General features: G+C 73.6%; 17 protein-coding genes. 9 read left to right on the forward strand and 8 right to left on the reverse strand.

Going from position 1 to position 21911, the window contains the following annotated elements; genetic code table 11:
* Positions 1 to 29: 29 nt before the first annotated feature.
* The 7 genes from HUT16_RS23860 to cimA all read left to right on the forward strand — a co-directional run bounded on the left by HUT16_RS23860 (position 30) and on the right by cimA (position 9016).
* Positions 30 to 200: a hypothetical protein gene (locus HUT16_RS23860; protein WP_176190127.1), complete on the forward strand. Its 171-nt coding sequence runs from the start codon at positions 30 to 32 to the stop codon at positions 198 to 200.
* Between the two features lie 342 nt (positions 201 to 542).
* Positions 543 to 3416 (forward strand): S8 family serine peptidase, encoded by a 2874-nt coding sequence (locus HUT16_RS23865; RefSeq protein ID WP_176190128.1) that lies wholly within the window; start codon positions 543 to 545, stop codon positions 3414 to 3416.
* Positions 3417 to 3444: 28 nt separating this feature from the next.
* A complete protein-coding gene (locus tag HUT16_RS23870) occupies positions 3445 to 4026 on the forward strand; it encodes a Uma2 family endonuclease (protein ID WP_176190129.1) in 582 nt (193 codons plus the stop codon).
* A gap of 62 nt (positions 4027 to 4088) precedes the next feature.
* Positions 4089 to 5126 carry a 3-isopropylmalate dehydrogenase gene (locus HUT16_RS23875; RefSeq protein ID WP_176190130.1) on the forward strand — a complete coding sequence of 346 codons (1038 nt, stop codon included), beginning with the start codon at positions 4089 to 4091 and terminating at the stop codon, positions 5124 to 5126.
* 172 nt (positions 5127 to 5298) lie between these two features.
* Complete coding sequence (locus tag HUT16_RS23880) at positions 5299 to 6411, forward strand: branched-chain amino acid aminotransferase (RefSeq protein ID WP_176190131.1); 1113 nt, start codon at positions 5299 to 5301, stop codon at positions 6409 to 6411.
* Between the two features lie 99 nt (positions 6412 to 6510).
* Complete coding sequence (locus tag HUT16_RS23885) at positions 6511 to 7074, forward strand: Uma2 family endonuclease (RefSeq protein WP_176190132.1); 564 nt, start codon at positions 6511 to 6513, stop codon at positions 7072 to 7074.
* A 334-nt stretch (positions 7075 to 7408) separates the two neighbouring features.
* The gene (cimA, locus tag HUT16_RS23890) at positions 7409 to 9016 is read left to right on the forward strand and encodes a citramalate synthase (protein WP_176190133.1); all 1608 of its coding nucleotides are present in this window, start codon (positions 7409 to 7411) and stop codon (positions 9014 to 9016) included.
* Between the two features lie 93 nt (positions 9017 to 9109).
* Here the strand turns inward: cimA and HUT16_RS23895 are convergent, their stop codons facing one another.
* The 8 genes from HUT16_RS23895 to HUT16_RS23930 form a co-directional block, all read right to left on the reverse strand.
* On the reverse strand, positions 9110 to 9697 hold the full coding sequence (locus HUT16_RS23895; protein WP_176190134.1) for an ATP/GTP-binding protein: 588 nt from the start codon (positions 9695 to 9697) through the stop codon (positions 9110 to 9112).
* Entirely contained in the window at positions 9678 to 10313 is a 636-nt protein-coding gene (locus tag HUT16_RS23900) for a DUF742 domain-containing protein (protein WP_176190135.1), read from the reverse strand. The genes HUT16_RS23895 and HUT16_RS23900 overlap by 20 nt, the downstream gene beginning before the upstream one ends.
* A 167-nt stretch (positions 10314 to 10480) precedes the next feature.
* Positions 10481 to 10894 (reverse strand): roadblock/LC7 domain-containing protein, encoded by a 414-nt coding sequence (locus HUT16_RS23905; RefSeq protein WP_014138208.1) that lies wholly within the window; start codon positions 10892 to 10894, stop codon positions 10481 to 10483.
* Positions 10895 to 10904: 10 nt separating this feature from the next.
* Positions 10905 to 14450 carry a nitrate- and nitrite sensing domain-containing protein gene (locus HUT16_RS39320; protein ID WP_303392095.1) on the reverse strand — a complete coding sequence of 1182 codons (3546 nt, stop codon included), beginning with the start codon at positions 14448 to 14450 and terminating at the stop codon, positions 10905 to 10907.
* Positions 14451 to 14769: 319 nt separating this feature from the next.
* A complete protein-coding gene (locus HUT16_RS23915) occupies positions 14770 to 15357 on the reverse strand; it encodes an ATP/GTP-binding protein (protein ID WP_176190134.1) in 588 nt (195 codons plus the stop codon).
* A complete protein-coding gene (locus HUT16_RS23920; RefSeq protein ID WP_176190137.1) occupies positions 15338 to 15784 on the reverse strand; it encodes a DUF742 domain-containing protein in 447 nt (148 codons plus the stop codon). Before HUT16_RS23920 ends, HUT16_RS23915 begins: the two co-directional genes overlap by 20 nt.
* A gap of 175 nt (positions 15785 to 15959) precedes the next feature.
* A complete protein-coding gene (locus HUT16_RS23925) occupies positions 15960 to 16373 on the reverse strand; it encodes a roadblock/LC7 domain-containing protein (protein WP_176192842.1) in 414 nt (137 codons plus the stop codon).
* Between the two features lie 5 nt (positions 16374 to 16378).
* A complete protein-coding gene (locus HUT16_RS23930; protein ID WP_254897964.1) occupies positions 16379 to 20344 on the reverse strand; it encodes a nitrate- and nitrite sensing domain-containing protein in 3966 nt (1321 codons plus the stop codon).
* A gap of 464 nt (positions 20345 to 20808) precedes the next feature.
* Between HUT16_RS23930 and HUT16_RS23935 the strand changes: the two genes are divergently transcribed.
* A complete protein-coding gene (locus tag HUT16_RS23935) occupies positions 20809 to 21003 on the forward strand; it encodes a hypothetical protein (RefSeq protein ID WP_176190138.1) in 195 nt (64 codons plus the stop codon).
* Positions 21004 to 21107: 104 nt separating this feature from the next.
* The gene (locus HUT16_RS23940) at positions 21108 to 21905 is read left to right on the forward strand and encodes a fumarylacetoacetate hydrolase family protein (protein ID WP_176190139.1); all 798 of its coding nucleotides are present in this window, start codon (positions 21108 to 21110) and stop codon (positions 21903 to 21905) included.
* Positions 21906 to 21911: the final 6 nt, after the last annotated feature.

Consider the following 21911-nt stretch of genomic DNA (forward strand, 5'->3'; position numbering starts at 1 on the left):
CGCTGCGCCCCCGCACCAAGGAGCCCGGTATGCCGTTCGTCGCAGACCGCACCACCGCCCCCGCCGCCACCACGACCACCGCCGCCGCCCGCGCCGCGGCCCCGCGCCGCCGCCGCGCCCTGCCGGCCGACCCCCGCACCGCCGCCGCCCTGCAGCGCGCCCTCGACCGCCGCGACAACGGCGGCCCGATCGGCGGCTGACCGCCGACGCCCCTGCTGGGCCGGACGGGTGACGGAGCGTCACCCACGGGGTGAACCTCCGCCCCCGGCCCCGCGACGGCTCCTACCTTGGGGCCGTGCGCACCCCCCTCGGCCTCCTCGCCGCCCTCGCCCTGCTCGCCCCGGCCGCCGCCCCCGCGCTGGCCGACGACCGGCCCGCCGGCGGCCCGAGCACCACCGTGTTCGTGGAACTCGCCACCGAGCCCGCCGCCACCGCCTGGCAGCGCGCCCGGGACGACGCCCGCCGACAACTGCGCACCCCGACCAGGCCCGGCGCGCCGCCGCGAGCGCCGGCAGCGCCAACGGGCCGTCGCCGACCGCTCGTTGGACGCGCTCACCGCCGCCCTGCGGCACGCCGTCCCCGCCGCCCGCCCGCTCTACCGCACCCGCACCCTGGCCAGCGGCCTCGCCCTGCGGCTGCCCGCCGCCGAACTGCCGCGGCTGGCCGCGCTGCCCGGCGTCCGCGCGGTGCGCCCCGTCGCCCTCAAGCACCGCGCCAACGGGTACTCGGTGCCGCTCACCGGCGCCCCGCAGGTCTGGGACGGCCCCGCGGGCCACACCGGCGAGGGCGTCCGGATCGGCGTCGTCGACTCCGGCATCGACTACACCCACGCCGACTTCGGCGGCCCCGGCACCCCCGAGGCCTACCGCGCGGTGGACGGCGCGAAGCCCGCGCCCGCCGGGCTGTTCCCCAACGCCAAGGTGGTCGGCGGCAAGGACCTGGTCGGCGACGACTACGACCCCGACCCGGCCGCCGCCCACTACCAGCCCGACCCGCACCCCGACGACAACCCGCTGGACTGCGCCGCCAACGGCCACGGCACCCACGTGGCCGGCACCGCCGCCGGGTTCGGCGTCACCGCCGACGGCCGGCCCTACCCCGGCCCCTACCGCCCCGGCCTGGACCCGGCCGGCTTCCGGGTCGCCCCCGGCGCGGCCCCCGGCGCCCAGTTGTACGCCATCAAGGTGTTCGGCTGCGACGGCTCCACCGACCAGCTCTCCGCCGCCCTCGACCTGGCCGCCGACCCGAACGGCGACGGCGACCTCTCCGACCGCCTCGACGTGGTCAACCTCTCGCTCGGCAGCCCCTACGGCCGCCCCGGCGACGCCGACGCGCTGGCCGCCGACCGGCTCGCCGCACTGGGCACCGTGGTGGTCGCCGCCGCCGGCAACGAGGGAGACGTGTACGGCGTCGGCGGCAGCCCCGGCACCGCCGCCCGGGTGCTCACCGCCGCCGCCTCGGTCGACCGGCACGGCGACGCCGACGGCATCACCGTGCTCGCCCCCGCCGCGCTCGCCGGGAACGTCCCCGCGCACTGGAGCAGCAAGTACACCCACTGGGCCGACACCGAGGTCAGCGGCGAACTCGCCGTCCCCGCCGACCAGTCGGACGGCTGCGCGCCGTTCTCGCCCGCCGACGCCGACCGGCTGCGCGGCAAGGTCGCCGTGCTGCGCTGGACCACCAAGGACCCGGACCGGGCCTGCGGCTCCGCCCCGCGCGCCGACCACGCCGCCGACGCCGGAGCCGTCGGCACGCTCTACGCCGCCGACGGCGACAACCTCGGCGAGATCGCCGGGGACGACCGCATCCCCGCCGCGATCCTGGCCCGCGCCGACGGGCAGCGGCTGCTCGACGCCGCCGCCCGCGGCCCGGTCGCCGTCCGGCTCGCCACCCCCGGCAACCCGCTGCACGGCGCCGTCCCGCAGGACCAGCCGCAGCGCACCGACACCCTCGCCTCCTTCACCTCGCGCGGCATCGGCGTCGACGGCGTGGTCAAGCCCGACCTGGCCGCACCCGGCGAGACCGTCTGGTCGGCCAAGGCGGGCACCGGCACCGGCGGCATGCGCGAGGACGGCACCTCGATGGCCACCCCGCACCTGGCCGGCCTGGCCGCGCTGGTCCGCTCCGCGCACCCCGACTACGACCCGGCCGAGGTCAAGGCCGCGCTGATGGACACCGCCACCGACACCTACCTCCACGACGGCCGCACCGGCCCGGTGTACGGCCCCGAGCGCACCGGCAGCGGCCGGGTCCGCGCCGACGCCGCCGTCCGCACCCCCGTGCTCGCGTACGGGGCGCAGACCGAGGGCGCGGTCGGCGTCTCCTTCGGCGTGGTCGAGGCCACCGGCGCGACCACGGCCACCCGCGAGGTGACCGTCCGCAACCTGGGCGGGCGCCCGCTGTCGTACGCCACCGGCTACGCGCCCGCCACCGCGCTGCCCGGCGCCGCCTTCGGGATCTCGCCCGCCCGGGTCGACCTGCCGCCGCACGGCAGCGCCACCGTCACCGTCACGCTCCGGCTCGGCCCCGACCTCGGCCGCGCCCCCGACCCCACCCTCGACCTGCTCCAGGCCGGGCACGCCCGCAGCTACCGCGGCGAACTCTCCGGCCGGCTCACCCTCACCCCCGAGGACGACACCCTCCCGCCGCTGCGCGTCCCGCTGTTCGCCGCCCCGCGCGCCGCCTCCGACGGCACCGCGCTCGGCACCGCCGCGACCTTCGCGGTCTCCGGGAACCCCCGGCCCGGCCTGCTCACCGCCCTGCAACCGGGCGGCGAGGCGCCGCGCTGGCCGGACTGCCCCGTCGCCGGGGACGAGATCTGCGTCGACGACCCCGCCGAGCGCTCCGCGAACCTCCGCCGGGCGGCCGCCGCCGTGGACGGGCACGGCACGCTCTACCTGGCCGCCGTGCTGTGGGCGCCCGCCGCCACCCCCGCCGGCCCGCTGGGCGTGCGCGCCTCGCTGGACGCCGACGGCGACGGCACCCCCGACGCCACCGTGGTCGCCGACCGGCTCAAGGGCAGCGACGTGCTGGTCGCCCGCACCCTGGACGCCCGCACCGGCGCCGAACTCGACGTCCAGCCGCTCAACGGCCGCTGGGGCGACACCGACACCGCGCTGCTCGACTCCGACACCCTGCTGCTGCCCGTCCGCCTCGCCGCCCTCCCGCCGCTCACCCACCCCCGCTACACCGTCTGGACCGGCGCCTCCGAGGACCCGGCCGAGGCCCTCGCCGCCCTCGGCCCCTCCCCCTTCGACCCGACCCTCGCCACCCCCGTCCTCACCCCCGTCCACCCCGGCCAGGTCCTGCACACCCCGCTCACGAACGCGTTGGTCATCCACCACCTCAACCGGGTCGGCAACCGAATCCAGCTCCTCACCGCCAAGAGTGACTTCACCGGGGAAGGGGCCCGGTAGCCTGGTCGGACAGGCCAGAATCCCCACCATGGGAGCACTGATGAGCGTCGACCCGGACCCGTACCCGGACTGGCTCCGCCCGCCCGTGGGCGGCTACACGGCCGACGACCTGGACCGGTTGCCGGACCTCCCGCCGCACACGGAACTGATCGACGGGAGCCTGGTCTTCGTGAGTCCGCAGATGAGGTTCCACATGCGGGTGCTGCGTGCTCTCGAGTACGCGCTGATCGCTGCGGTCCCCCCGGGGTGGGAGGTGCTGCGCGAGATGTCGGTCAAGATCGACGCCCGCAATCGGCCGGAACCCGACCTCATGGTCGTCAACGAGGAGGGGAACACGGGCCAGCGCCAGACCTACAGCCTGGTGTCCGACGTCCTGCTCGCGGTCGAGGTGGTCTCCGACGAGTCGCAGACCCGCGACCGCGAGGTCAAGCCCCGCAAGTACGCCGCCGCCGGCATCCGGTACTTCTGGCGGGTGGAGAACGTCGACGGCCGCCCCGTCGTCTACACCTACGAGCTGGACCCGGCGACCGACCGCTACACCCCCACCGGGATCTTCCACGACCGCCTCAAGGTCGAGCACCCGTTCCCGGTCGAGGTCGAGCTGGTCTGACCGCCCGTCCGGATCGTGGACGCTCCGCGCCCAGGCCGTGGGACGGGTTGTAGTGTCCCAGTATGTCTCGCACCATTCGTCTCGCAGTGATCCCGGGTGACGGCATCGGCCAGGAGGTCGTGGCCGAGGGCCTCAAGGTGCTCCGCGCCGCCCTGCCCTCCGACACCAAGCTGGAGACCACCGAGTACGACCTCGGTGCACGGCTGTACCACCGCACCGGGGAGACCCTCCCCGACGCGGTGCTGGAGGAGCTCAAGGGCCAGGACGCCATCCTGCTCGGCGCCATCGGCGACCCGAGCGTGCCCTCCGGCGTGCTGGAGCGCGGGCTGCTGCTCAAGCTGCGCTTCGCCTTCGACCACCACATCAACCTGCGTCCGGGCAAGCTCTTCCCGAACGTGAAGTCGCCGCTCGCGGGTGACCCGCGGATCGACTTCGTGGTCGTCCGCGAGGGCACCGAGGGCCCGTACGTCGGCAACGGCGGCACGCTGCGCACCGGCACCCCGCAGGAGGTCGCCACCGAGGTCTCGCTGAACACCGCGTTCGGCATCGAGCGGGTCGTCCGCGACGCCTACCGCCGCGCCCAGGCCCGCCCGCGCAAGAAGCTCACCCTCGTCCACAAGAACAACGTGCTGGTGCACGCCGGCCACCTGTGGACCCGGATCTTCGAGCAGGTCGGCCGGGAGTTCCCCGAGGTCACCACCGACTACCTGCACGTCGACGCGGCGACGATCTTCTTCGTCACCCAGCCCGAGCGCTTCGACGTGATCGTCACCGACAACCTGTTCGGCGACATCCTGACCGACCTCGCCGCGGCCGTCACCGGCGGCATCGGCCTGGCCGCGTCCGGCAACATCAACCCGAGCGGCGACTTCCCGTCGATGTTCGAGCCGGTGCACGGCTCCGCCCCGGACATCGCCGGCCAGGGCAAGGCCGACCCGACCGCCACCGTGCTGTCCGTCGCCATGCTGCTGGAGCACCTCGGCTTCACCGAGCAGGCCGCCGCCGTCGAGGCCGCGGTCGCCGCGGACCTCACCGAGCGCTCCGGCACCCGCTCCACCTCCGAGGTCGGCGACGCGCTGGCCGCCCGAGTATCCGGCTGACCGGCCGGACGACAACCTCCGGCCGGTGGGCCGGTTCACAGCGAGCAACAGCCTCCCGGCTGTTCGGCACGGCCCTCTGGATGCGAGTATCGACAGTGGGCCGTGCCGTCATGCGTTTCCCCCGCCCGACGGTGAAGGCCCAGCCCAACCCCACGGTGAAGGACAGACAGCCATGAGCACGCCCACCCAGGCGCCCATCACGTTCGACCTCAAGCCCTCCGCGCACCCCCTGTCCGACGAGGAGCGCGAGGCCCGACTGGCCAACCCCGGCTTCGGCCGCGTCTTCACCGACCACATGGTGACCATCCGCTGGACCGAGGGCCTGGGCTGGCACGACGCCCAGCTGACGCCGTACGCGCCGCTGGAGATCGACCCGGCCAACATGACGCTGCACTACGGCCAGTCGATCTTCGAGGGGCTCAAGGCGTACCGGCAGGCCGACGGCTCGATCGCGACCTTCCGCCCGGAGGCCAACGCCGCCCGCTTCCAGGCCTCCGCCCGCCGCCTGGCGATGCCCGAGCTGCCGGTCGAGACCTTCGTCGAGGCCGTCGAGCTGCTCGTCCAGCAGGACCGCGCCTGGGTGCCCAGCCAGCCGGAGCAGAGCCTCTACCTGCGCCCCTTCATGTTCGCCACCGAGGTCGGCCTGGGCGTGCGCCCCGCCAACTCCTACGTCTTCATGATCATCGCCTCGCCGGCCGGCGCGTACTTCTCCGGTGGCGTCAAGCCGGTCTCGGTCTGGCTCTCCGAGGACTACGTCCGCGCCGCCCCCGGCGGCACCGGCGCCGCGAAGTGCGCGGGCAACTACGCGGCCTCGCTGGTCGCCCAGGCCGAGGCCGCCGCCAAGGGCTGCGACCAGGTGGTCTGGCTCGACGCCGCCGAGCACAAGTGGGTCGAGGAGATGGGCGGCATGAACCTCTACTTCGTCCTCGGCGAGGGCGAGGACGCCACCGTCGTCACCCCCGAGCTCTCCGGCTCGCTGCTCCCCGGCATCACCCGCGACTCCCTGCTCGCCCTCGCCGCCGACCTCGGCTACGGCACCGAGGAGCGGAAGATCTCCACCGACGAGTGGAAGCGGGGCAACGCCGACGGCACCATCACCGAGGTCTTCGCCTGCGGCACCGCCGCGGTCATCACCCCCGTCGGCCACGTCAAGTCCGCCGCCGCCGACTGGACCGTCGCCACCGGCGAGCCCGGCCCCATCACCCTGCGCCTGCGCGAGTCCCTGCTCGCCATCCAGGGCGGCCAGGCCGCCGACACCCACGGCTGGATGCACACCATCGCCTGACCCGACACCGGCGCCCGGGCATTTCACGGCGGAATGCCCGGGCCCGGTGGCCTCGGAAGCACTCCACTCGTTGAACGCCCCGGATAGGAGGGAGGGACCATGGCCGCCGAGATCCACGACGCCGACGTGTGGCGCAGCCCGGAGGACGACCTCCTCGACGCCTTCCTGGCCCTGGACACCCCGCAGGGGTTCAAGGCCGAGATCATCGAGGGAGAGATCACTGTGACGCCACCGCCGGACGGTGACCACGAGGCCGTCATCGGCCGGATCGTGCGCCGGGTGTTCAAGCTGTCCGGCGAGGACATCACCGTCGCCGGGAACAAGGGTCTGATCGTGCCGGGGGGCAGGTACATTCCGGACCTGACGTTCGCGGAGGAGGGGGCGTTCGACGCGCAGCCGCCGTGGATGCGCCCGAAGGGGGTGCTGATGGTCGCGGAGGTGACCTCCAGCAACCCGGCCAGGGACCGTGAGGCCAAGCGTCAGGGGTACGCCGCCGCCGGCATCCCGCTCTACCTGCTGGTCGATCGCCGGCGGAACGAGGTCCTGCTGTACAGCCGCCCCGAGGACGGCGACTACGGGGTGACGGTCGCGGTGTCGGTCGGCAACCCCCTGTTGCTGCCCGCGCCGTTCGGGTTCGAGCTCGACACCGACCGGTTCGCCTGACCCGTTCCGGATGGCGAGACGGGCCTCCCGTCCGGCCGGGCGTGTGCAAGACTGCGAGGGTGTCCTCGCTTTCGCTGATTATTAGCAGCAGGCGCGCCGGTCCGCAGTGACCGCTCCGACGGCAACACCCTGATCGCGGAGCGACCACGAGCGTCCAGACCCGCGCGCAGACCTCTCGCACCCGCGAGGGGTCTTTTGTTTTGCCTCCCGGACCGGCACCGGGCCCCCACAAGGGGACGGAGACACCGGGGACGCGCGCGGGATGCTGGACAGTGGAGCCGGATTCCGATCCCGGCAAAGAGCAGTAACTCCACCGAACGGAGAACCCAGGGCCATGACCACCGAGGCCACCAGCCGTCCGAACGACGGCTTCCACGTCTTCGACACCACGCTCCGCGACGGCGCCCAGCGCGAGGGCATCAACCTCACGGTCGCGGACAAGCTGGCCATCGCGCGCCACCTGGACGAGTTCGGGGTCGGCTTCATCGAGGGCGGCTGGCCCGGCGCCAACCCCCGGGACACCGAGTTCTTCGCCCGGGCCCAGGCGGAGCTGGAGTTCAAGCACGCCCAGCTGGTGGCCTTCGGCGCCACCCGCCGGGCCGGCGGCAAGGCCGCCGAGGACCCGCAGTTGGCCGCGCTGGTCGCCTCCGGCGCCCCGGTGGTGACGCTGGTGGCGAAGTCGCACGACCGGCACGTGGAGCTGGCGCTGCGCACCACGCTGGAGGAGAACCTGGAGATGGTCCGGGACAGCGTGGAGTTCCTGCGCTCCCAAGGCCGCCGGGTGTTCATCGACTGCGAGCACTTCTTCGACGGCTACAAGGCCAACCCGGAGTACGCCCTCGCGGTGGTGCGCACCGCGCACGAGGCCGGCGCGGACGTCGTGGTGCTGTGCGACACCAACGGCGGCATGCTGCCCGCGGGCGTGCGCGAGATCGTCGCCACCGTGCTGGCGCAGACCGGCGCCCGGCTGGGCATCCACGCCCAGGACGACACCGGCTGCGCGGTCGCCAACACGCTGGCCGCGGTCGACGCCGGCGCCACCCACGTGCAGTGCACCGCCAACGGCTACGGCGAGCGGGTCGGCAACGCCAACCTGTTCCCGGTCACCGCGGCGCTGGAGCTCAAGTACGACCGCCGGGTGCTCCCGGCCGGGGCCCTGGCCGAGATGACCAGGATCTCGCACGCCGTCGCCGAGGTGGTGAACCTGGCGCCCTCCACCCACCAGCCGTACGTGGGCTTCTCGGCGTTCGCGCACAAGGCCGGGCTGCACGCCTCCGCGATCAAGGTCGACCCGGACCTGTACCAGCACATCGACCCGGAGCTGGTCGGCAACACCATGCGGATGCTGGTCTCCGACATGGCCGGCCGGGCCTCGATCGAGCTCAAGGGCAAGGAGCTGGGCTACGACCTGTCCAGCGACCGCGACCTGGCCGGCCGGGTGGTGGCCCGGGTGAAGGAGCAGGAGAACCTCGGCTACACCTACGAGGCGGCGGACGCCTCCTTCGAGCTGCTGCTGCGCGACGAGGTGAACGGCGGCGAGAAGCTGCGGTTCTTCGAGCTGGAGTCCTGGCGGGCCATCAGCGAGCAGGGCCCGAACGGCTTCGCGGGCAACGAGGCGACCGTGAAGCTGCGGGCGCGGGGCGAGCGGAAGGTCGCCACCGGCGAGGGCAACGGCCCGGTGGACGCGCTGGACCGGGCGCTGCGGACGGCGCTGGAGCCGGTCTACCCGGCGCTGGCCAAGCTGGAGCTGGTGGACTACAAGGTCCGCATCCTGGAGGGCCAGCACGGCACCGGCTCGAAGACCCGGGTGCTGATCGAGTCCACCGACGGCACCGCGACCTGGTCCACGGTCGGCGTCGCGGACAACGTGATCGCCGCGTCCTGGGTGGCGCTGGAGGACGCGTACACCTACGGGCTGCTGAGGGCCGATCAGCAGCCGTAACGGCCGCTGGTGCGCGGAAGTGCCCAGGGGGCGTGCGGAAGGCTCCGCACGCCCCCTTCTGGCGTGTTCATTACCCCTTCGAGGGGCCCGTCGTCACCGCAGTCGGGCGAGGAGGGCGTGTTCGACGAGGGTGATGAGGGCGCTTTTGGCGCTGTCGCGGCGTCGGGCGTCGAGGGTGATGATGGGGATGTCGGTGTTGAGTTGGAGTGCTTCGCGGACTTCTTCGGGGGTGTGGGCCTGTTGTCCGTCGAAGCCGTTGAGGGCGACGACGAAGGGGAGGCCGCTGTTCTCGAAGTAGTCGAGGGCGGGGAAGCAGTCGGCGAGGCGTCGGGTGTCGACGAGGACGACGGCGCCGATGGCGCCGCGGACGAGGTCGTCCCACATGAACCAGAAGCGGTCCTGGCCGGGGGTGCCGAAGAGGTAGAGGATGAGGTCTTCGTCGAGGGTGATGCGGCCGAAGTCCATGGCGACGGTGGTGGTGGTCTTGCCGGAGACGTGGCTGAGGTCGTCGATTCCGGCGGAGGCCGAGGTCATGACGGCTTCGGTGCGCAGGGGGTTGATCTCGGAGACCGCGCCGACGAGCGTCGTCTTGCCCACGCCGAATCCGCCCGCGACGACGATCTTGGCGGAGGTGGTGGCGCGGCTGGGGGCGGCGGCCGCGTTAGAGCTTGCGAAGTCCACTGAGGACCCTTTCGAGCAGCGTGACGTCGGGCTGGTTGCCGGATTCGCCGCCGGCTGCGGGCTGGTGGATGGCGACCAGGCCGGCCTCGGCCAGGTCCGCCACGAGGATGCGGGCCACTCCCAGCGGGAGGCCGAGCAGGGCGGAGATCTCGGCGACCGACTTCACGTCGGAGGCGCACAGGGCGCAGATCTGCTGGTGCTCGGGCAACAGGGTGGCCATCCGGGCCGGGTCGACCGCGGCGGAGACCAGGGCCTCCAGCGCGAGTTCGTAGCGGGGCCGGGTGCGTCCGCCGGTCATCGCGAACGGGCGGATCAGCGGTCCGGCGTCCTCCTCCTCGTCGGCGTACTCCTCGACGTGGCCGGGCTGCTGCTCCTCGTACCGGTGCGGCAAGTCGGGTTCGGGGAACGCCTGGGGGCCGGGGTGGGCCTGGCCGTATCCGTCCGGCTGCTGGTACCAGCGCGGATCGGACTGCGGGGGCAGGTACGACTGGCCACCGTCGAACTGCGGCGCGTACTGCTGCTGCTGACCGTGGCCGACGCCGGGAACCCCGAAAGCGTCGTGGCCGGAGCCCGCGTACGGGACGCCGAACTGGCCACTGTGGTCGGGCGGTGTCACGGTTCATCTCCTCAAAGGGTGCGGCGGTGCGTTGCTGGCCGCGTCGCCGGGGGAGCGCCGTGGCCGGTGGTGCGAAGGCCGTACAACGCCCGGTCCCGAGGCCGCCGAAGCGACCTCGGGACGGGCAATGAGGTCTTTCGAATACCAGGACGGTATCCGACGAACCGTCAGTGCAGGAGACTGCCCTGGAGTTCGGCCCGCAGAGCGGGCGTCAGGACCGCGCCGGCGCGGTCCACGAGGAGTGCCATTTCGTACCCGACCAGACCGATGTCGGAGTCCGGCGAGGCGAGGACGGCGAGGGCCGAACCGTCGCTGACGGCCATCAGGAACAGGAAGCCCCGTTCCATCTCGACCACGGTCTGGGTCACGTCGCCGCCCTCGAAGATCCGGCTGGCGCCCGAGGTCAGCGAAGTGAGGCCGGAGGCGACGGCGGCCAGCTGGTCGGCACGGTCCCGGGGGAAACCCTCGGACATGCACAGCAGCAGACCGTCGGCGGAGACCACCACGGTGTGGGACACCCCGGGGGTGTTGTCCACGAAATTGGTGATCAGCCAGTTCAGGTTCTGTGCGGCCTGGCTCATCTGGGTCAACTCAACGCTCCTGCTGGTTCGAGCCGCCGAAGAGATCGGTGCTGCTGTTGTGCGGTCCATCACCGTACGCCCCCTGGTCGGGGTCGATCCGGAAGCTGCCGGTGGCACCGGGGTCGCCGCCGGCCTGGCGGCCCTGCTCGACGCCCCGGCGCAGGTTGGTCAGCCGGCCCCGGACCTCGTTCGGGTCGCGGGAGACCTGCGGGCCTTCCTGCGGGGTGGTCCGGGCGTTGCCCGGGACCAGGTTCTGGCGGGGCACCCGGCGCGGCAGACCCGAGGGGGTCGTGCCGGACGAGGAGGGCTCGCGCAGCTTCTCCGCGCGCTGCCAGTCGCCGTCGTTCGGCGACTCCCACTCGCTGGGCGCGGCGGTCGGACCGGTCGGCCCGTAGCCGCCCAGCGCCGACACGTCGTGGCCGCGCGGCTCCTCGACCGGGGCCGAGGTGTCCCGCGCGCCGGTGAACCAGTTCGGGCTCTCGCCGCCCGCGGGACGGCCCGCACCGCCGCCCGCCAGCTGCTGCCCCGGACGCCGCTGCGGCAGCGCGCCGCCGCCGGCCGCGGCGTCCGCCGCGGAGCGGGCCGGCGGCAGGGCCGGCAGCTCCTCCGCGGGGTACGGGTGCCCGGCGGGCTCCTCGTAGCCGTACTCGTCCTGCGGGTAGCCGTCCTGCCGGTACCCGTCCGGGCCGTAGCCGTCCTGCGGGTAGCCGTCCTGCGAGTACTCGTCGGCGTACTGCTGCTGGTACCCGTCCCCGTCCCCGTACGGCTGCTGCTGGTACGCCTCGGCGTACTGCTGCTGCCCGTCGCCGTAGGGGGCCTGCGGGTACTGCTCCGGGGCGTACGGCTCGTCGCCGTACGGCCCGGGCGCGTAGGGGTCGTCCTGGCGGTAGCCGTAGACGTCGTCCCGCGGGGCCTGCTGCGGCTCGAAGGGGCGGCCGTAGGCGTCCGCCCCGGGACGCCGGTACGGGTCCTCCTGCGGGGCGTAGCCGGCCTGTTCCGGCTCCGGGTAGCCGTAGCCGTCCCCGGGGCGTCCGGGCTCGCCGTAGGGCGACTCCAGGACCTCCGCCTCCACGGGCTCGTCGGCGGCCGGGCCGGGGCCGATCTCCAGGGCGGCCCGGCGGCGCTCCTCCAGGCGCTGGGAGCGCTGCATGGACTCCAGCGCGGGGGAGAAGCCGTTGCCGGCCACCGCGCCCTGGCCGGCCAGGTGGTCGTCGAAGCCGAGCTCGGCCGCGGTGCGCTCCTGGCCCTCGAAGGCCCACTCGGCGGTCGGCTCCTGCTCCGCGAAGATCCGGGAGACCGTGAACTCCTCGGCCTGCGGCTCCGGCGCCATCGCGCTCAGGTGGGTCAGCTGCTGCGGCAGCATGACCAGCGAGGTGGTGCCGGCCGACTCGCCGGACGGGCGCAGCTGCACGCGGATGTCGTGCCGCTGGGACAGCCGGCCGACCACGAACAGGCCCATCCGGCGGGAGATGGTGGCGTCGACGGTGGGCGGCTCGGCCAGCTTCTCGTTGATCTCGGCGAAGTCCTCGGCGGTCAGGCCGATGCCCTTGTCGTGGATCTCGACCAGCACCCGGCCGTCCGGCAGCCGGGTCGCGTTGACCAGCACCCGGGTCTGCGGGGAGGAGAACGAGGTGGCGTTCTCCAGCAGCTCGGCGAGCAGGTGGACGAGGTCGGTCACGGCGGGGCCGACCACGTCGGCCTCGGGGATGCCGGCCAGTTCGATCCGCTCGTAGTGCTCCACCTCGGAGGCGGCGGCGCGCAGCACGTCGACCAGCGGGACCGGGGTGTTCCAGCGGCGGCCGGGCTCCTCGCCCGCGAGGACGAGGAGGTTCTCGCCGTTGCGGCGCATGCGGGTCGCCAGGTGGTCCAGCTTGAAGAGGTTCTCCAGCTGGTCCGGGTCGGCCTCGTTGTTCTCCAGGTCGGTGATCAGCGCCAGCTGGCGCTGGATCAGGCCCTGGCTGCGGCGCGACAGGTTGGTGAAGATCGCGTTGACGTTGCCCCGCAGCAGCGCCTGCTCGGCGGCGAGCGAGACGGCCTGCTGGTGGACCTGGTCGAAGGCGCGGGCGACCTCGCCGATCTCGTCCCGGCCGTGCAGCGGGATCGGGCTGACCGAGGTGTCGACCCGCTCCGGGTCGGTCTTGGAGAGCTTGTCGACCAGCTCCGGCAGGCGGTGGTTGGCGATGTCGAGCGCGGCGGTGTTCAGGGTCCGCATGCCGAGGATCATCGAGCGGGCGATGTAGCCGGTGAGCAGACCGGCCAGCACCAGCGAGGCGATCACGATCAGCGAGTTGAGCACCCAGTCGGTGAAGGCCCGGTCCTTGATGCCCTGGGCCTCGCTCACGACCTGGCCGATCAGGTCGGTCTCGGCGGCGCGCAGCGCGCTCATGTGGCTCTTGGTGGCCTGGTCCCACAGCGGGCGGGTCAGACCGTCCTTGCCGACCTGGTCGATGATCTGGGCGGCCTTGTCGCCGCCGGCCGAGGTGCTGGACAGCTGGCCGGCGTAGGACATGCCGACCGCGAGCAGGCCCTGCATGGTGGGCAGGCTGCGGCCGTCGGGCATCCGCAGCGGCAGGCGCTGGTCGGCGGTGGCCTGGTCGACCAGGGCGTCCGAGTAGACCTTGATCTCGGCGTCGCCGGAGGCGGTGTTGAACTCGCTGAGCGCGGTCTGCTCCAGGCGGGAGGCGACCACCAGCGACTGGATCAGGTCGTCGCCCTCGTGGCCGTCCACGCCGCCGACGCCGAGGCCGACGAGCAGGTTGAGCATCAGCGCGCGCTGGGTGGAGGCGGACGCCTTGGCCAGCGACATCGCGTAGATCGCGCGGCCCTTGGAGGTGACGTTGGAGGAGCCGAAGCCGACCGAGTTGTCGATGGCCAGCAGCGGCGCGAACATCAGCGAGTAGGCGTTGGCGGTCGCGGTCGCGAACAGCTCCGGCTTGTAGGCGTTCTCGCGCAGGTGCGGGAGGTACGCCGCGGCCTCCTGGAACTGGGCGTTGCGGCGCTTCATGGTGGCGTCGTCCTTGAGGTCCGCGAACGCCGCGTCGTAGGCCTTGCGGGCCTCGTCGGTCTTGTCCCGGAGCTTCTTCACCTCGCCCTGGTCGCCCTGCCCGGTGAGCAGCGGCACCAGGGTCTCGTCGCGCTCCTGCTCCAGGGCGTCGGCGAGCTTGGTGGCGGCGCTGGCCAGGTTGGCGATGCGCACCGCGCGGTCGGCCTCGTTGTAGTCGTCCAGCGAGGTGTTGACGCGCAGGCCGCCGAAGACCAGGGCGATGACGACGGGGATGACCAGGATGGCCACCAGGCGGGTCGGCACGCGCCAGTTCAGCGGGGACAGGAAGTCGTACCGGCCGCCCCGGCGCGCGGCCTGCTCGGCGGGGGCCGGACCGGCGCCGGTCGCGGGCCGGGCGGCGGGCTCGGCGGTGACGGCGCGGTTCTGCTCGGCGCGGTCACGGTCCTCGGTCGCGGTGAACGCGGAGAACTGACCGGTGTTCGGGCCGCTACCCGGGTCCTGCTGGCGGGGCTCTGAGCGCCGCTGAGGGGTGACTGGCTGCTTACGCCTCACTCGACAACAACCTCTCGACCGACTGGCGGCCATGGATCTATCCGGCGGCTACCCCCCACGGGCCGCGGCCCGCGCGTGTCCTACGGGGTAGCTGGAATTCCAACACGAGCCGGTGGGCCGGACAAACGGCCCCTCCGGCCCGCACGCCAGGGGTGGAAAACGGACATATGTGGTTGAACTCCCGCAAAGTTCAAGGTCATTGGCGCACACCGGGTTCGAGCGGCTACGCGCTGTCAAACGGGCCCGGCAAATGCCTACCGAACTGTTACCGGGGGGTGCGAACCATCCCTGGTGCGCGCCCCCCGGCCAGGTCGGGGGCTCACCGCAGTCGGGCGAGGAGGGCGTGTTCGACGAGGGTGATGAGGGCGCTTTTGGCGCTGTCGCGGCGTCGGGCGTCGAGGGTGATGATGGGGATGTCGGTGTTGAGTTGGAGTGCTTCGCGGACTTCTTCGGGGGTGTGGGCCTGTTGTCCGTCGAAGCCGTTGAGGGCGACGACGAAGGGGAGGCCGCTGTTCTCGAAGTAGTCGAGGGCGGGGAAGCAGTCGGCGAGGCGTCGGGTGTCGACGAGGACGACGGCGCCGATGGCGCCGCGGACGAGGTCGTCCCACATGAACCAGAAGCGGTCCTGGCCGGGGGTGCCGAAGAGGTAGAGGATGAGGTCTTCGTCGAGGGTGATGCGGCCGAAGTCCATGGCGACGGTGGTGGTGGTCTTGCCGGAGACGTGGCTGAGGTCGTCGATGCCGGCGGAGGCCGAGGTCATGACGGCTTCGGTGCGCAGGGGGTTGATCTCGGAGACCGCGCCGACGAGCGTCGTCTTGCCCACGCCGAATCCGCCCGCGACGACGATCTTGGCGGAGGTGGTGGCGCGGCTGGGGGCGGCGGCCGCGTTAGAGCTTGCGAAGTCCACTGAGGACCCTTTCGAGCAGCGTGACGTCAGGCGTACCGCCCGACTCGCCCGCGGCGGCGGGCTGGTGGATGGCGACCAGGCCGGCCTCGGCCAGGTCTGCGACGAGGATGCGGGCGACCCCGAGCGGGACGCCCGCCAGCGCGGAGATCTCGGCGACCGACTTGACCTCGCGGCACAGCGACACGATGCGGGCGTGCTCGGGGAGCAGCCCGCCCGGGGCGGCGGTGCCGGTGGTCGAGATCAGCGCCTCGATGGCCAGCTGGTAGCGGGGCCGGGTGCGTCCGCCGGTCATGGCGTACGGGCGGACCAGCGGCTGCTGCTCGTAGCCGTCCGACTGCTGGCCGCCGTACCCGCCGGCCTGCTGGCCGCCGTAGCCGTTTCCGTACCCGTTGCCGTACGCACCGGCGGGTGTCGGGGGCGGGGTCATGCGTCCTCCTTGTGCTGCAGTCGTTCGCGGCCGGAGCCCGCTGGGCCGTTGGCTGACGGGCTGTCAGCCACCGTACGGCGAAGACCTGGGGTGGGGTGCCGGACCCCGGGGTCGGGTTGGGGTCCGGCACGGTGAGGGTGGTGCGAAGGAGTCGGGGGTCGGGGGGACCGGACCGTCAGTGCAGCAGGCTGCCCTGCAGTTCGGCCCGCAGGGCCGGCGTGAGCACCGCGCCGGCCCGGTCGACCAGCAGGGCCATCTCGTAGCCGATCAGGCCGATGTCGGAGTCCGGCGAGGCGAGGACGGCGAGGGCCGAACCGTCGCTGACCGCCATCAGGAACAGGAACCCGCGCTCCATCTCCACGACGGTCTGGTTGACCTCGCCGCCCTCGAAGATCCGGCTGGCGCCCGAGGTCAGCGAGGTGAGGCCGGAGGCGACGGCGGCCAGCTGGTCGGCACGGTCCCGGGGGAAGCCCTCGGACATGCACAGCAGCAGACCGTCGGCGGAGACCACCACGGTGTGGGACACCCCGGGGGTGTTGTCCACGAAATTGGTGATCAGCCAGTTCAGGTTCTGTGCGGCCTGGCTCATCTGGATCAACTCAACGCTCCTGGTGCTCGGGGCCGAAGCCGTTGTTGCCCTCGACGTCGGGCCGCCCGCCCCGGGCTCCCCGGTAGCCCTCGGACGTCCCGCCGAAGTCGAAGCCCGGCCGCTGCTGCGACGCGGGACCGCCGAAGCCCGGCTGCTGCGTCCCCGCCTGGCGGCCCTGCTGGATGCCGCGGCGCAGGTTGGTCAGCCGGCCGCGCACCTCCTCCGGGCTGCGCGAGACCTGGGGACCGGTCAGCGGGCTGGCCTCGGCGCTGCCGGAGACCAGGTTGGCCTGCGGGGTGCGGCGCGGCAGCCCCGAGGTGGTCAGGCCGCTGGTCTGCGGGTCGCGCATCTGCTCGGCCCGCCGCCAGCGCTCGTCGTTCGCCGACGGGCGCCACGGCGCGTCCGGGTCGCCCTGCGGGGCCGCCGCCGGGCCGCCCGCCGGAGCGCCGCCGAACGGCGCCCCGGACGCTGGCCCTGGCCCTGGCCGGGAACCGGCCGACCCTGGCCCGGCTGGCCCTGGTTCGGCTGGCCCTGCGGACCGGCCGGGCGCTGCGGGGCGCCCTGCGGCGCGCCGCCCTGCACCGGGCGCGGCGGCAGGCCCTGGCCCGGTCGGCCGGGCGCCTGCGGACGCTGCCGCTCGACCGGCTCGGCCTGCGGGCGCACCGCCTGCGGAGCCTGCCCCTGCGGAGCCTGCTGCGGGGTGAAGCCCGGCGCGGAGGTGCCGGGACGCTGCGGCTGGTACGGACGCGGACGGAACTGCTCGCGGCCCTGGCCCGGGCCGACCGGCCCGGACGGCTGCTCGCCGGCCGTCGGCAGCGCCATCGGCTGCGGACGCTCCGCGAACTGCTGTGGCTGCTGCGGCTGCTGGGCCTGCGGCGGCCGCGGCGGCACGCCCTGGCCCACCGGATCCGGCAGCACCGGCTCCACCAGGCCGAGGCCCAGCGGGTCGCGCGGGTCGATGTCGGACGCCTCGAACCGCGGCCGGGCGAACGCGCCGGACTGCTCGGACGGGGCGGCCTCGATCGGCGCGGCCGGCTGCACCTGCGGCGGCAGCGGACGCCGCTGCGGCTGCTCGGCCCGGCCGTGCTGGGTGGGCTCACCGCCCGGGCGCTGCGGCCGGCCCGGCAGCGGACCGCCCTGCGGCGCCTGCGGACCCTGCGGACGGCGCGGACCCTGCGGACCGCCCTGCGGCTGGCCGGGCTGGCCGGGCTGGCCCTGCTGTCCCGGCTGGCCCTGCTGCTGCGGCCGCCGCGGCGGCAGACCGCCGCCCGGCCGCCGGGGCCGCCCGGCAGGCCCGGAGCGCCCGAGGCGCCCGGCACCCGCCGCGGCGGCAGCCCGCCGCCGGCCGGCGCACCTGCGCCGGACCGGCCGGGGCCGACGGCCCCGGCCCGCCGGGAGCCGGGTTCTCGCGCAGCGACTGGCCCACCGAACGGGTCGGCAGCCCGGCGGAGCGGCCGCCCTGGCCGCCACCGGTGCCGAACGCGCCGCCGGGCCGAACCCGCCGTCGCCCGGCGCGCCCTGGCCCGCACCACCGGGACCACCGGGGCGCGCCGCGGCGCGGACGGGCCGGGGAGCCGGCCGGGGAGAACAGGTCGGGCCGCCGCCGGCCGGGCCCTGGCCCAGCTGCGGACGGCCCGCGGGTCGTTCGGGCCCGCCTGGCCGAGCGCGGTGCGCCCGCCGGGCAGGTCGCCCGCGGGGCGGCCCTGCTGGCGCGGCGTCGGCGCCAGGCCGCGCTGCTTGCCGCCGCCCTGCGGGGCGCCGGCGCCCGGACCGGGCCGGTTGCCGCGCCGCTCGGCGGAGTTGGTGACGTCCACCGGCAGCATGACCAGCGCGGTGGTGCCGCCGGAGTCGGACGGGCGGAGCTGGATCCGGATGCCGTGCCGCAGGGACAGGCGGCCGACCACGAACAGACCCATCCGGCGGGAGACCGAGACGTCCACGACCGGCGGGTTGGCGAGGCGCTCGTTGATGTCGGCGAGGTCGTCGGGGGACAGGCCGATGCCGGTGTCGTGGATCTCGATCAGCACCCGGCCGTCCGGCAGGGCGTGGCCGGTGACCCGGACCCGGGTCTGCGGGGAGGAGAACGAGGTGGCGTTCTCCAGCAGCTCGGCGAGCAGGTGGACGAGGTCGTTGACGACGCGGCCGGCGACCTCGGCGGTGGGCACCGAGGCCAGCTCGACGCGCTCGTACTGCTCCACCTCGGAGGCCGCGGCGCGCAGCACGTCGACCAGCGGGACGGGGCGGGTCCAGCGGCGGCCCGGGTCCTCGCCCGCGAGGACGAGGAGGTTCTCGCCGTTGCGGCGCATGCGGGTCGCGAGGTGGTCGAGCTTGAACAGCGAGGCCAGCTGGTCCGGGTCGGCCTCGCGGCTCTCCAGCTCGGAGATCAGCGACAGCTGGCGCTGGATCAGGCCCTGGCTGCGGCGCGAGAGGTTGGTGAACATCGCGTTGATGTTGCCGCGCAGCAGCGCCTGCTCGGCGGCCAGTCGGACCGCCTCGCGGTGCACCATGTCGAAGGCGTGCGCCACGTGGCCGATCTCGTCGGCGGAGTCGACGCCGACCGGGTCGACGGTGACGTCGACGTCCTGCGGGTCGCTTTCGGAGAGCGTCTTGACCAGCTCGGGCAGGCGGCGCTCGGCGACGTCCTCGGCGGCGGTCTGCAGGCGGGTCAGCGAGCGCACCATCGAGCGGGCCACCAGGGCGGCCCCGGCGATGGCGACGATGAGCACCAGGGCGACCAGCGAGGCGTTGATCACCGACTCGGTGTCGGCGTCGGACTGCAGCCGCTGGGCCTTGCCGTCGAGCTCGTTGAGCAGGTCGTTCTCGATCTTGCGCTCGGACTCGACCTTCGCGGTCGACTTCTCGTACCAGTCCTGGTAGCTGACGTTGTCGTTCTGCTGGATGCCGTTGGTGCTGAGCGCGGCCTTGGCGAGCCGGTCGGCCTCGGCGACCACCTTGTTGAAGCTCATCGCCGACTGCTTGGCGCGGGCCTCGGCCTCGCCGTAGATGGCGGTGAAGTTCTGGAGCGCGTTGCCCTCGGCGACCAGCAGCCGGGCGCCGAAGGTCTCGTCCGAGGTGGAGAGCTTGGCGCTGTCGGTGCTGGCGAACGCGGCGGAGAGCAGCGCGCGCTGCATCGAGGTGTTCTCCTTGGCCAGCGAGAACTGGTACAGCGACCGGGTGGCGGTGATCAGCTCGGGGGAGTTCGAGGTGACCGCGATGTCCTGGGCGGCGCCGAGCAGGTCGGTGACGATCACGTTGTAGTTGGTGATCGTCGCCTGGAGGTTCTTGAGGTCGCTGTACGCGCCGGTGCGGGCCCGGGGCAGGCCGTTCAGGTCGCGGCGGACCTGGAGCAGCAGCGTCTTGGAGCCCGCCAGGTCCAGGTTGTCGAACTTGTCGGCCGCGGCGGTGAACTTCTTGGACAGCGCGTTGGTGTCCTTGTACGCCTGCGCGATCTGCTTGTCGCTGTCCGGGGTGGCGCCGTCGGCGACGATCGGACCGGCCGCGATGTCGCGCTCGGTCTGCAGGGCGTTCGCCAGGTCGGTCGCGGTCCGGGCGAGCTCGGCCAGGTCGCTCATCTGGGAGAGCTCGCGGGAGTTCTCCATCGAGGTCTGCACCCGCAGGCCGCCGAGCAGCAGCGCGACGGCCACCGGCAGGAAGAGCAGCGCGATCAGGCGGGTGCGGATCCGCCAGTTGCGCATGGCGAAGCGGCTCAGGCCGGTGGCCCGGCGGCGGGTGAGCGTGCCGCGGAGTCTGGACCGGCGGCTCTTCTGGTCGGCAGGCACGTCGCCGCCCTGCTCCTGCGGCGCGCCGTTCGCGCCCTGGGCACCGTTGTCGGCGGCGGGCTCGGCGGGGGAGCCGTACGGCCGCTCGCCTTGGCCCGTAGTCGCCGGTGCGGCCTGCTGGGGGCCGGCTGCGGGCTCGCGCGACTCCGGGTCACCCGCGGCGCCGCCGCCCCTCTTGAAACGTCCCTGCACTGGCGTCGCAACCTCTGGACCGGGCGCCCTCCCCCGCCGGGCGGAGATAGGGCGGTGTCGAGTTTTTCCGTGGCATTCCAGCACAGCGGGGGAAGTCCAACAAGGGCCGTTACGACACGGTGTCCTGGGCCACCCTCCGCGCGCGGCGCCTCACGGTCCGTTGCCCATCCACCGCGGAATACGGTCCTTTTCGGACACTCGACGTGTCCAAGTCAACGAAGGGGAAGATCGGCTTGTGCGTCGAATGTCCGGGATATCCCTAATGGTGGATTCCGCCATTGGTCCCGAATCGCCACCTCCGCGCCCTTTGTGACGGTAATTGTGAGCAAACTCACAGTCGAATGTGTAGCTTTGGTCACGGCCGCTGTGGAATGGGCTCCCTAACCTGGCAGGGTTGACCGGAGCCTGCCCAGCGGCCGGCCCGCGCAAAAGTCCGTTCGAGCGAAACAAGGGTGCTGACGCAAATGTCCGAGACGACCACCGGGGCCGCCCGCTCCACGGCCAACCCGCGCCGCACCACCCTGGCCTCCGTCGCGGACTTCCCCGGCTCGGCCGGCCGCACCGCCCCCGCGTACGCCGCCGAGCTGCCCCCCGTCACCGCCAACCCGCGCCGCACGGTCCTGATGACCGCCCCGGCCCCCCGCCTGCCGCGGGACTGACCCGCGCGCCGATAACCTGGTGGCACGAGCCGGGCCCGGTACTGCGGGCTCGGCAGCCGCCCGGGAGCGTCCGGGCGGCCGACGAACCGAGAGGTTGCAGGGCTGTGCGTATCGCCAGGTTCTCCGTCCGTGAAGGGAGCCCCGCGGCGGGCTCGGTCTCCTTCGGCATCATCGAGGGGGACGCCGCACAACCCGACTCGCTGGTGGTGCACACCCTGGCCGGCCACCCCTTCGGCACCCCCCAGCCGACCGGCGAGACCCACCGCCTGCAGGACGTCCGGCTGCTGGCCCCGATGCTCCCCAGCAAGATCGTCGCGGTCGGCCGCAACTACGCCGCGCACGCCGCCGAGCTGGGCAACGAGGTCCCCGCCGTCCCGCTGACGTTCTTCAAGCCCTCCACCGCCGTCATCGGCCCCACCGAGTCGATCGCCTACCCGCCGTTCTCCGCGGACGTGCAGTACGAGGCCGAACTCGCCGTGGTGATCGGCCGGATGTGCCGCGAGGTGCCGCTGGAGCGCGTCTCCGAGGTGGTCTTCGGCTACACCTGCGCCAACGACGTCACCGCCCGCGACGTGCAGCAGCGCGAGGGCCAGTGGGCCCGCGCCAAGGGCTTCGACACCTCCTGCCCGCTCGGCCCGTGGATCGAGACCGACCTCGACCCCGCCGACCTGGCCGTCACCTGCACCGTCAACGGCGAGCTCCGCCAGGCCGGCCGCACCTCCCAGATGGTCCGCTCGGTCGCCGAGCTGATCGTGCACGTCTCCGAGGCGATGACCCTGCTCCCGGGCGACGTCATCCTCACCGGCACCCCCGCGGGCGTCGGCCCGCTGGAGATCGGCGACGAGGTCGCCGTCTCCGTCGAGGGCATCGGCACCCTCTCCAACAAGGTCGTCAAGCGATGAAGGAAG

Source organism: Kitasatospora sp. NA04385, from assembly GCF_013364235.1.
Lineage (GTDB): Bacteria > Actinomycetota > Actinomycetes > Streptomycetales > Streptomycetaceae > Kitasatospora.

Excerpts from the sequence above, each read along its gene's own strand:
- HUT16_RS23860 (WP_176190127.1), top strand. The coding sequence starts at position 30 with ATGCCGTTCGTCGCAGACCGCACCACCGCCCCCGCCGCCACCACGACC.
- HUT16_RS23870 (WP_176190129.1), top strand. The coding sequence starts at position 3,445 with ATGGGAGCACTGATGAGCGTCGACCCGGACCCGTACCCGGACTGGCTC.
- HUT16_RS23875 (WP_176190130.1), top strand. The coding sequence starts at position 4,089 with ATGTCTCGCACCATTCGTCTCGCAGTGATCCCGGGTGACGGCATCGGC.
- HUT16_RS23880 (WP_176190131.1), top strand. The coding sequence starts at position 5,299 with ATGAGCACGCCCACCCAGGCGCCCATCACGTTCGACCTCAAGCCCTCC.
- HUT16_RS23885 (WP_176190132.1), top strand. The coding sequence starts at position 6,511 with ATGGCCGCCGAGATCCACGACGCCGACGTGTGGCGCAGCCCGGAGGAC.
- cimA (WP_176190133.1), top strand. The coding sequence starts at position 7,409 with ATGACCACCGAGGCCACCAGCCGTCCGAACGACGGCTTCCACGTCTTC.
- HUT16_RS23905 (WP_014138208.1), bottom strand. The coding sequence starts at position 10,894 with ATGAGCCAGGCCGCACAGAACCTGAACTGGCTGATCACCAATTTCGTG.
- HUT16_RS23920 (WP_176190137.1), bottom strand. The coding sequence starts at position 15,784 with ATGACCCCGCCCCCGACACCCGCCGGTGCGTACGGCAACGGGTACGGA.
- HUT16_RS23925 (WP_176192842.1), bottom strand. The coding sequence starts at position 16,373 with ATGAGCCAGGCCGCACAGAACCTGAACTGGCTGATCACCAATTTCGTG.
- HUT16_RS23935 (WP_176190138.1), top strand. The coding sequence starts at position 20,809 with ATGTCCGAGACGACCACCGGGGCCGCCCGCTCCACGGCCAACCCGCGC.